The organism is Chitinophaga sp., from assembly GCF_036569125.1.
Lineage (GTDB): Bacteria > Bacteroidota > Bacteroidia > Chitinophagales > Chitinophagaceae > Chitinophaga.
Genome location: NZ_DATCRF010000219.1, coordinates 1 through 8054 on the forward strand (window position 1 = coordinate 1; position 8054 = coordinate 8054).

General features: G+C 48.8%; 8 protein-coding genes. 3 read left to right on the forward strand and 5 right to left on the reverse strand.

Annotated elements, in window-relative coordinates; all coding sequences use genetic code 11:
- The 5 genes from VIM87_RS07775 to VIM87_RS07795 all read right to left on the reverse strand — a co-directional run.
- Positions 1 to 203, reverse strand: a 203-nt coding sequence (locus VIM87_RS07775) for a hypothetical protein (RefSeq protein WP_331996436.1), incomplete at its 3' end; no start/stop codon positions are given.
- A 122-nt stretch (positions 204 to 325) separates the two neighbouring features.
- Complete coding sequence (locus VIM87_RS07780; protein WP_331996437.1) at positions 326 to 1324, reverse strand: MvdC/MvdD family ATP grasp protein; 999 nt, start codon at positions 1322 to 1324, stop codon at positions 326 to 328.
- Positions 1317 to 2330, reverse strand: coding sequence for an MvdC/MvdD family ATP grasp protein (locus VIM87_RS07785; protein ID WP_331996438.1), 1014 nt, complete (start codon positions 2328 to 2330; stop codon positions 1317 to 1319). The genes VIM87_RS07780 and VIM87_RS07785 overlap by 8 nt, the downstream gene beginning before the upstream one ends.
- Before the next feature lie 18 nt (positions 2331 to 2348).
- Positions 2349 to 2519 (reverse strand): microviridin/marinostatin family tricyclic proteinase inhibitor, encoded by a 171-nt coding sequence (locus VIM87_RS07790; protein ID WP_331996439.1) that lies wholly within the window; start codon positions 2517 to 2519, stop codon positions 2349 to 2351.
- A gap of 59 nt (positions 2520 to 2578) precedes the next feature.
- The gene (locus tag VIM87_RS07795; RefSeq protein ID WP_331996440.1) at positions 2579 to 2740 is read right to left on the reverse strand and encodes a microviridin/marinostatin family tricyclic proteinase inhibitor; all 162 of its coding nucleotides are present in this window, start codon (positions 2738 to 2740) and stop codon (positions 2579 to 2581) included.
- A gap of 413 nt (positions 2741 to 3153) precedes the next feature.
- Here VIM87_RS07795 and VIM87_RS07800 point away from each other — a divergent pair, with 413 nt between their 5' ends.
- From VIM87_RS07800 to VIM87_RS07810, 3 genes are all read left to right on the forward strand, one after another.
- Positions 3154 to 4152, forward strand: coding sequence for a lipid A deacylase LpxR family protein (locus tag VIM87_RS07800; protein ID WP_331996441.1), 999 nt, complete (start codon positions 3154 to 3156; stop codon positions 4150 to 4152).
- 93 nt (positions 4153 to 4245) lie between these two features.
- Entirely contained in the window at positions 4246 to 7416 is a 3171-nt protein-coding gene (locus VIM87_RS07805; protein ID WP_331996442.1) for an ATP-dependent DNA helicase, read from the forward strand.
- A 202-nt stretch (positions 7417 to 7618) separates the two neighbouring features.
- The coding region (locus VIM87_RS07810) for an Ig-like domain-containing protein (protein ID WP_331996443.1) at positions 7619 to 8054 on the forward strand (436 nt) is incomplete at its 3' end.

Genomic DNA, 8054 nt, shown 5'->3' on the forward strand with positions numbered 1-8054 from the left:
ATGTATTCCCATACCTGTGCAGGCGGCGTAACCCCGCCTGCCATAGCAGCCTGCTGCAGCTTAAATGCTACCACTGAAATTTCAGATTCCAGCTCAGGATACCGGCGCCGCATATGGTCCAGCTGCCCCTCCTCATCGGGGGTAGCCAACCCTAAGAGGCAGCACTCAATTGCCCCGCTGTCTATATAAGTTTTGAGATCCAATGACAAACTTTTAATGACGGATACATTCCCCACGCATTCAACTATCAGTACCAGGTATAGAATTATATATACGTAGTACCGATAACATTCGTTTTCATTAGATAACAAAAATGCATAATTCATCAGGCGCCGCGGTGGGCGGCCCTTCCCATAAGCACCCGGGCTATTTGCCGGGAAATAGCGTTATCGCACAGCTCATCCAGCCAGAAATATTCCCCGGCAGCATTCACTTCCAGGAAATAGTATTGATTATCAGGTGTAAGTATCAGGTCAATGGCGCCATAGTTAAGCCCGTAACGGTCCATAAAATTGAGCAGCTTTTGCTGCACCTCATCCGGAAGGCGGTAGGGCTCCCAGCTCTGTATCAGGGCAGCACCTTCTTTACGCCAGTCTGTAGCAGCCCTTTCCGATACGGTGGAGTTAATGCTGAAAGCAAACACTTCATAACCAACAATGGTTACCCGCAGCTCCAGCTGCTTTTCGATCCGCTCCTGGAACACCATGGGGCAGTACTGCACACTCTCCAGCTCCTGCAAATGATTTTCATCTACCGCGTTGGTGAATACCACATGCTCCACGCCCTGCCGGTAAATGGCAAAAGAGCTTTGCATTTTGGTGATCACGGGCGCGTTTATGGTACCTATAAACCGGCGGATGGCGGCGGCATCATTACTGATACAGGTGGCAGGCACCTTTAACCCGCAGGCAACGGCTATACGTAATTGCTCTTCCTTACTTTCCAGGCGGCGGTATACACTGAAGCGCTCCATCTGGAAAATATCCAGGGCCTCCATCATACCAAACAGGGTGCGCTTGGTCTCCTGCATGGCAGCCTGCCTGAACTCCTTATCCAGCGCATCCTGCAGCCCTTTGCCCACATTGTAGCTGCGCCGGTACCAGATGCCCTTTGCATCATGCAGGGTATGGGAGCCGGTTTCATTTTCCAGGAAAATGTGCTGTTGCTGCTGCTGGTATACGGAGCTTAAACGGGTATGTAACGGGTAGGTATCTACGTTAAAGCGAATGGCTTCGCCTCCTGCTTCCTGCACAAAGCGGCTTACGGTATCTATACAAATATTATCTGCGGTATGGGTAATGATGATCACCTTTTGTTTAGCCATGTTGTATCTTATTTACAAGTTTTTCTGCAATGGTTTCGGCAATGGGATAGCCCAGGTATTTTTGCAGCATGCCCCACTCCCCCTGCGGGTTCACTTCCAGGAACACATACTCCCCATCCGGCCGCCGTATCATATCTATAGCGCCAAAGGTGAGGTTAAGCCGCTGCATGAACGTATGTAAGCCGGCGGCTACTGCATCGGGCAGCGTGTAGGGTTCCCAGGGCAGGGTTACATTTGCCGCCCGCCAGTCTGTTTGCCCGGCGGCATCCTTCGTGGCATTAATTTTACCGGTATAAAAAGCCCCATCCACATAAGCTATACGCAGCTCATAGGCTTTGGGCACATCTTCCTGGAATATCATGGGACAATAAGCCAGCGTATCCAGCTGCAATAAATGTTGTTCTGTAACACGGGTAGTAGGAAAAAATGCGCCGCTGGCATCCATGCTGCGGCTTAAAGCGCCGTGCAGCTTCATGATCATATTACCCTGGCAGGCCGTGTAAAAAGCCTGCACCTGCTCCGGGTTATTGGTAAGCAGGGTACGGGGTATGGTTAAGCCGCTCAGCTGCGCTTCCTGCAGCTGTAACAGCTTGTTGTTGCCCACTGCATGGTCGGTTTCCATTTTATTGATCCATGGAACATGCTGCAGCGCATCAAAAAAAATATGCAGGCTGGTGCGGTATTCTTTACTGAACACGGGTATGTAGGCCGTATCCAGCGCAGAAGGCGTTTGCAGCGCCCAAAGTTTCCGGTACCAAACGCCGGTAATATCGGCGGCGGCTATACGCTTTGCACCATGCTGCAGGTACAGGGCCTTACCCGGCGTATATTCAAACTGGTATTGAGTGCCAAATTCATCGGAGTTCAGGCGCCAGCTGGCATGACCCAGCTTTTCCAGGTGCTGCTGCACCTTATCTATCGTATAATAATCCTGTGTATGCGTAATGCAAAGTATCATGCCCTTTATTAATAAAACAAGCAATAGCCCGTTGGCTATTGCTTGCACGATGAAAGTTTTACCGGACTAGATATCGGTTTCATCCCCATCAGAAGGAAACTTTTGTGTTTCATTCGGATGATCTGTCAGCTTATTCGTAATAATGGGCCAAATGCCGTTTCCCTGGCTTTCAGCGGACTGTTGCGCTTCCAGGAATTGAGCAAAAAAAGGCTTCTGCACCTGATTGTCCAATTGCATAATTAAAAGGGTTTAGATTGTTAAAAAAAGCAGCAATACTGCCAATGTTGTGATGACTTTTAGTACAGCAGGTCGCCGCCGTCCTCTTCCCGGTCAGAAGGGAATTTCAAGGTCATTAAATTTTCTGCTGATCCGGTGCTGCGGCTTTCTTCCTGTTGCGGGGCCTGGTCTTCCAGGAATTGTGCAAAGAAGGGCTTTTGGGTTTGGTTGTTGGGTTGCATACCAAATTGGGTTTAATGGTTAAAAAATAAAAAACGGTCTACAGTATCTTATGCGGTTTCACAAACGAACGTTTGCATATTAAGTAAAAATAATGGTTAAAAGAACAACTGTTTTATAACGGCCGCTTCCCCGCAATGTTACGCCCATAGAGAAAATATATGATGCACAAGACAACTTTCAATAATATTTCCAGCTCCCAAACCCTATCTTTATCCAGTCAATAACCAGGCCCCAGGCATAATTATTGATCGTTAGATCTGTCGTTTACTATACCGTAATTCTCACCTCCTGCAACTGACAAAATTGTTACTACTATGCCATGTTGATCTATTTCAGCACTGACATAGTGTTATGCCAACCTGCCACTGCTACCGCTGTAATGCAGAACAACTGAACCGGTAAAACAGGAAGTATGAGAGCATTATTGACAGGAGCACTATTATTATTTTTAGCCGCTAAAGCTAACTGCCAGGTGATCAGCACAGCCGACACGTTTCACCACCTGGTACGTATTTATGAGGATAATGACTTTTTAAATATCCGCGGCCAGGGTACGGATGAATCCTATACCAACGGCACCCGTATAGATTACTTTTACCGGAAAAAGAAACCTTCCCGCTTTTTAGATAAGCTGATACTGCCACGTACGGGCAAAAATGCCATTAACACCTATCACTGGAGCGTGATGCAGGTAATGATCACCCCTAAGAACCTGAGTGAAACCAAGTACCTGCCGGATGATTACTCTTACTCCGGCGCACTATTCCTGAGCCATGGCCTGGATTCGTATGACCCGGTAAGAAAGTTCAGCCTGCAGTCGGAGCTGGTAATGGGCGTAATGGGCCCTTTGTCTTTTGCAGAGGATGCCCAGAAGTGGGTGCATAATGTAATGAATTATGAGCCGCCCATGGGCTGGGAAAACCAGCTCCCCAATGCCCCGCTGCTTAACTATAACTTTACCTATGAAAGAATGGTATGGCAGCCCGGCCCTTCTGTTGAGCTTATTGGCGGCGCCACGGCCAATGTGGGTACCATGCTGGATGGCGGCGCTGTGCATGCCACCCTGCGTGTAGGGCATATGAACCCTTATTTTGGTATAAAGGCCGGCAGCGCACAGCGGGAAAAAAAGCTGCAGGTGTATGCCTTTTTGCGCCCCACCGTGGAGTATACCTGGTACAACGCCCTGCTGGAAGGCGGGCTGTTTAGCTGGCGTAACAGCCGGTTTGAGGTACGTAAATCTTTCAACAAGGCCACCCTGCTGCCCTGGAATACGCGGATAGATTATGGGATGGGTATTGCCTTTCACCGCTTCCAGGTAGCCTTTACCCAAAAAACACAAAGCGCTTCCCTGAAAGGTACCCGCTCACATGAGGTAGGCAATATTTCCGTGTATATTCCTTTAGGCAGCTGAACAATCCGATGCCGGCCCTTGTTCTATTGCTGATTTAATTTCAGTCACCTTTCACTTTTCCCGTAAGTAAAGCGATTCCCGTAATTTTGCTACATGTCCCGCGAATTATCACAACATCACCAGCAGCGTTTCCAGGAAGTATATAACGGGTTGAATGAGCGCCAGCGCCAGGCCGTAGATAATACGGAAGGCCCGGTAATGGTAATTGCCGGCCCGGGTACCGGTAAAACGCAGATACTGGCCAGCCGTATCGGTAAAATATTACAGGATACGGATTTTCTGCCGCAGAACATTCTGTGCCTCACCTATACGGATGCCGGCACCGTGGCCATGCGCAAACGCCTTACGGACTTTATTGGCCCTGATGCGTACCGCGTAAGCATCCATACCTTTCACTCCTTTTGTAATGAGGTGATCCAGGATAACCTGGCCCTGTTTGAAAAAAATGTGCTGGATGCTATTTCCGAGCTGGAAAAAATTCAGCTGCTTAAAAAGCTGATCGATGGTTTTGCGAAAGATAACCCGCTGAAACGCTACCGGGGCGATGTGTATTTTGATATGAAGAACCTGGCGGCCCTTTTCTCTACCATGAAACGGGAAGGCTGGACAGTGGACTACATTCGCGGCGCCATCAAAGCTTATTTAGACAGCCTGCCGCAGCGCGATGAATACATTTGCAAACGCGCCACCAAAACATTTAAGAAGGGCGATGTACGTACGGATAAGATAGCGGTGGAAGAAGAAAAAATGGCCCGCTTACAGGCTGCAGTAGAACAGTTTGATGTGTTCCAGGCTATGATGCAGGCGGCCAACCGCTACGATTTTGATGATATGATCAACTGGGTGATCCGTGCATTTGAGAACAATCCCAACCTGCTGGCCGATTATAAAGAACGCTTCCAGTACATACTGGTTGATGAATACCAGGATACCAGCGGTACGCAGAACCGCCTGATACAGCTGCTGATCAAAGACGAAGAGCTGCCCAATATTTTTGTGGTGGGCGATGATGACCAGAGCATTTACCGCTTCCAGGGCGCCAACATAGAAAATATGGAGCAGTTTGCCGGCGGCTTTGCTGAAACATTGCTTACCGTAGTGCTTACACAAAACTACCGTTCCGTACAGAACATACTGGATGTGGCCATGGCCTTAATAGACAATAACGGCAGCTCACGCCTGGTAAACCAGCTGCCGGGCCTCAGCAAAGAGCTTACTGCCAGCAATGCCAGGCTTACGCCGCTTTCCATACCGCCCATTATACAACGTTATAATACTGCCCGCGATGAAATGGCCGGTATTACCAATACCGTTACCCGCCTGCTGGAAGAAGGCACAGCGCCGGGAAAAATAGCCGTTATATACCGGGAGAACCGCTATGGCGAGGAGTTGGCGCAGTACTTCCGCCTGAGAGGATTGCCCATCTACTCTAAACGTAACATTAATTTATTTGAGGTACCCTTTGCCCGCAAAGTATTAACCCTGCTGCGTTACATAGCCTGCGAGCTGGATACGCCCTACAGCGGTGACGACCTGCTATTCTCTATCCTGCACTTTGACTTTTATAACATACCGCCCATAGAAGTAGCCAAATTAAGCATACGGGTAGCGGAAAAAGGTTACCAGGAAAAAAACTCCATCCGCCAGTACCTGCAGGAATGGCAGAAAACGCGCAACCTTACCCTGTTTACAGAAGCGCCTGACCTGGCTATGATGAACGTAAGCAGCATGGTGGAAAAATGGATCAGCGAAGCGCATAATATTACACTGCAGCAGCTGTTTGCCAGCATTGTCAATGATGGCGGGGTAATGAGCTACATTATGCAGTCGCCGGAAAAGATCTGGCTGATGAAGATCTTACAGGCGCTGTTTGATTTCATTAAAGAAGAAACCCATCGCAACCCTGACCTGAATGTAACCTCCCTCATGGAAATGGTGAACCTGATGGAAAGCAACGGCATTCCCATACCGCTGGTGCAGGTAGCCGGTAATGATAAAGGCATAAACCTTATTACCGCGCACGGCTCCAAAGGGCTGGAGTTTGAGCATGTGTTCCTGGCCGGCACCAACTCCCACCTGTGGGAAAAGAAACGGAAGAACAGCAGTGGCTTCTCTTTCCCGGATACGGTGTTTGTAACACAAAGCACCTCTACCGACGAGCAGGAGCTGCGCCGCCTGTTCTATGTGGCCATTACCCGGGCAGAAAAACACCTGTACATCAGCTACCCCGAGTTCAGGCAGGATGGCAAACCGCTGGAACCCAGCATGTTTATTACAGAAATACTGGAACAGCATCAGCTGCCCGGCGCTAAAATGGAGCTGGCAGAGGAAGACCTGTTTGCCTTTGAGCTGCTGAACTACGCCAAAGGCCAGGCGCCGGAAATAGCGCGGGTAGACCAGCAGTTTATAGATACCCTGCTGGCTGGTTTTGTGATGAACGTAACTGCGCTGAACAATTACCTGGATTGCCCGCTGGGCTTCTTTTATAAGAACCTGGTACGGGTGCCCACCGGGCGTTCGGAGAATACGGAGTTTGGATCGGCCGTACACTACGCGCTGGAAAAGCTGTTCCAGAAAATGCAGGAAAACCCGCAAAACGTGTTCCCCACCAAAGAAGAGTTCCTGCGGGATTTTGCCTGGAGCATGCGCCGTAACCGGGAATCCTTTACCAAAGAGGCCTTTGACCGGCGTATGGAATACGGGCGGGATATTCTCAATAACTATTACGATACCTACATTAACAGCTGGCCCCGCGTGGTAAGCGTGGAACGTAATGTGCGCAACGTAGTGGTAAGCGGGGTGCCCATAAAAGGGAAGGTGGATAAGCTGGAGTTTGACGGCAGCCAGGTGAACGTAGTGGATTATAAAACCGGCGATTACGAAAAAGCCATCAAGGAATATAAAAAGTTTGAGCTGCCCAATGAGCGCCACCCCAATGGCGGCGATTACTGGCGGCAGGCCGTGTTCTATAAGATATTGCTGGACAACTACAAGCTAAAGAACTGGCAGGTGGTAAGCACGGAGTTTGACTTTATTGAGCCCAATAAACAAAAGGTATATCATAAGCAAAAGGTGCAGATCACCCCGCAGGATGTAACTACCGTTACCCAGCAGATCGTGAGCACCTGGGCCAAAATTCAGAATAAGGAGTTTTATACCGGCTGCGGCAAAGAGGAATGTCCCTGGTGCAATTTTGTGAAGGATAATAAACTGCATGTAGCCCTGCACAACCTGGAGGAGGAAGCCCTGACCGAAGAGGAGTAAAAGTAAGGAACGAAAGCGCTAAGTTTGCAGTTCAAAATGGCGGAAGCCCATTTAAAATGTAAAATCTCAAATGTTAAATTTTAAATGTAAAAGTAAGGGGTGATAAAGTAGTGCCGGTTAACTTTTACATTTAGTATTTGAAATTTTACATTTTACATTCTTTCCGCCTCCTAAATTGGTAATAGTTTATTAATCAAAGCAAATGATCCAACGTTTCCGGAGCCTGGTTTTGGGATTAATTGTCATCGCTTCCGTTTTTTTGTCGCGCTGCGCCAATATAGTGCCTCCGGGCGGCGGGCCCCGGGATACCCTCCCTCCCCTGCTGCTGGCCGTTGATCCGCCGGATTCTTCCCTGCATTTTAAAAGCCGTAAGGTGCATTTTACCTTTGATGAATATGTGGAGATGGATAATGTGTTCGATAAAATGATCGTTTCCCCCACCCTGAAACGGGTGCCCACTGTTACTTCCAAGCTGCGTACCGTAACCATGGAGATCAAGGATACCCTGGCGCCAAATACAACATATACCTTTAACTTTTCTGATGCCATTAAGGATGTGAATGAGCGTAACCCGATCGTTGATTTTGCCTACGTGGTATCTACCGGCGATTACCTGGATCCCCTGCAGGTGCTGGGCC

What these genes read in the sequence shown, in the direction of transcription:
- VIM87_RS07780 (WP_331996437.1), bottom strand. Translation starts at nt 1,324, where the DNA reads ATGGCTAAACAAAAGGTGATCATCATTACCCATACCGCAGATAATATT.
- VIM87_RS07790 (WP_331996439.1), bottom strand. Translation starts at nt 2,519, where the DNA reads ATGCAATTGGACAATCAGGTGCAGAAGCCTTTTTTTGCTCAATTCCTG.
- VIM87_RS07795 (WP_331996440.1), bottom strand. Translation starts at nt 2,740, where the DNA reads ATGCAACCCAACAACCAAACCCAAAAGCCCTTCTTTGCACAATTCCTG.
- VIM87_RS07800 (WP_331996441.1), top strand. Translation starts at nt 3,154, where the DNA reads ATGAGAGCATTATTGACAGGAGCACTATTATTATTTTTAGCCGCTAAA.
- VIM87_RS07805 (WP_331996442.1), top strand. Translation starts at nt 4,246, where the DNA reads ATGTCCCGCGAATTATCACAACATCACCAGCAGCGTTTCCAGGAAGTA.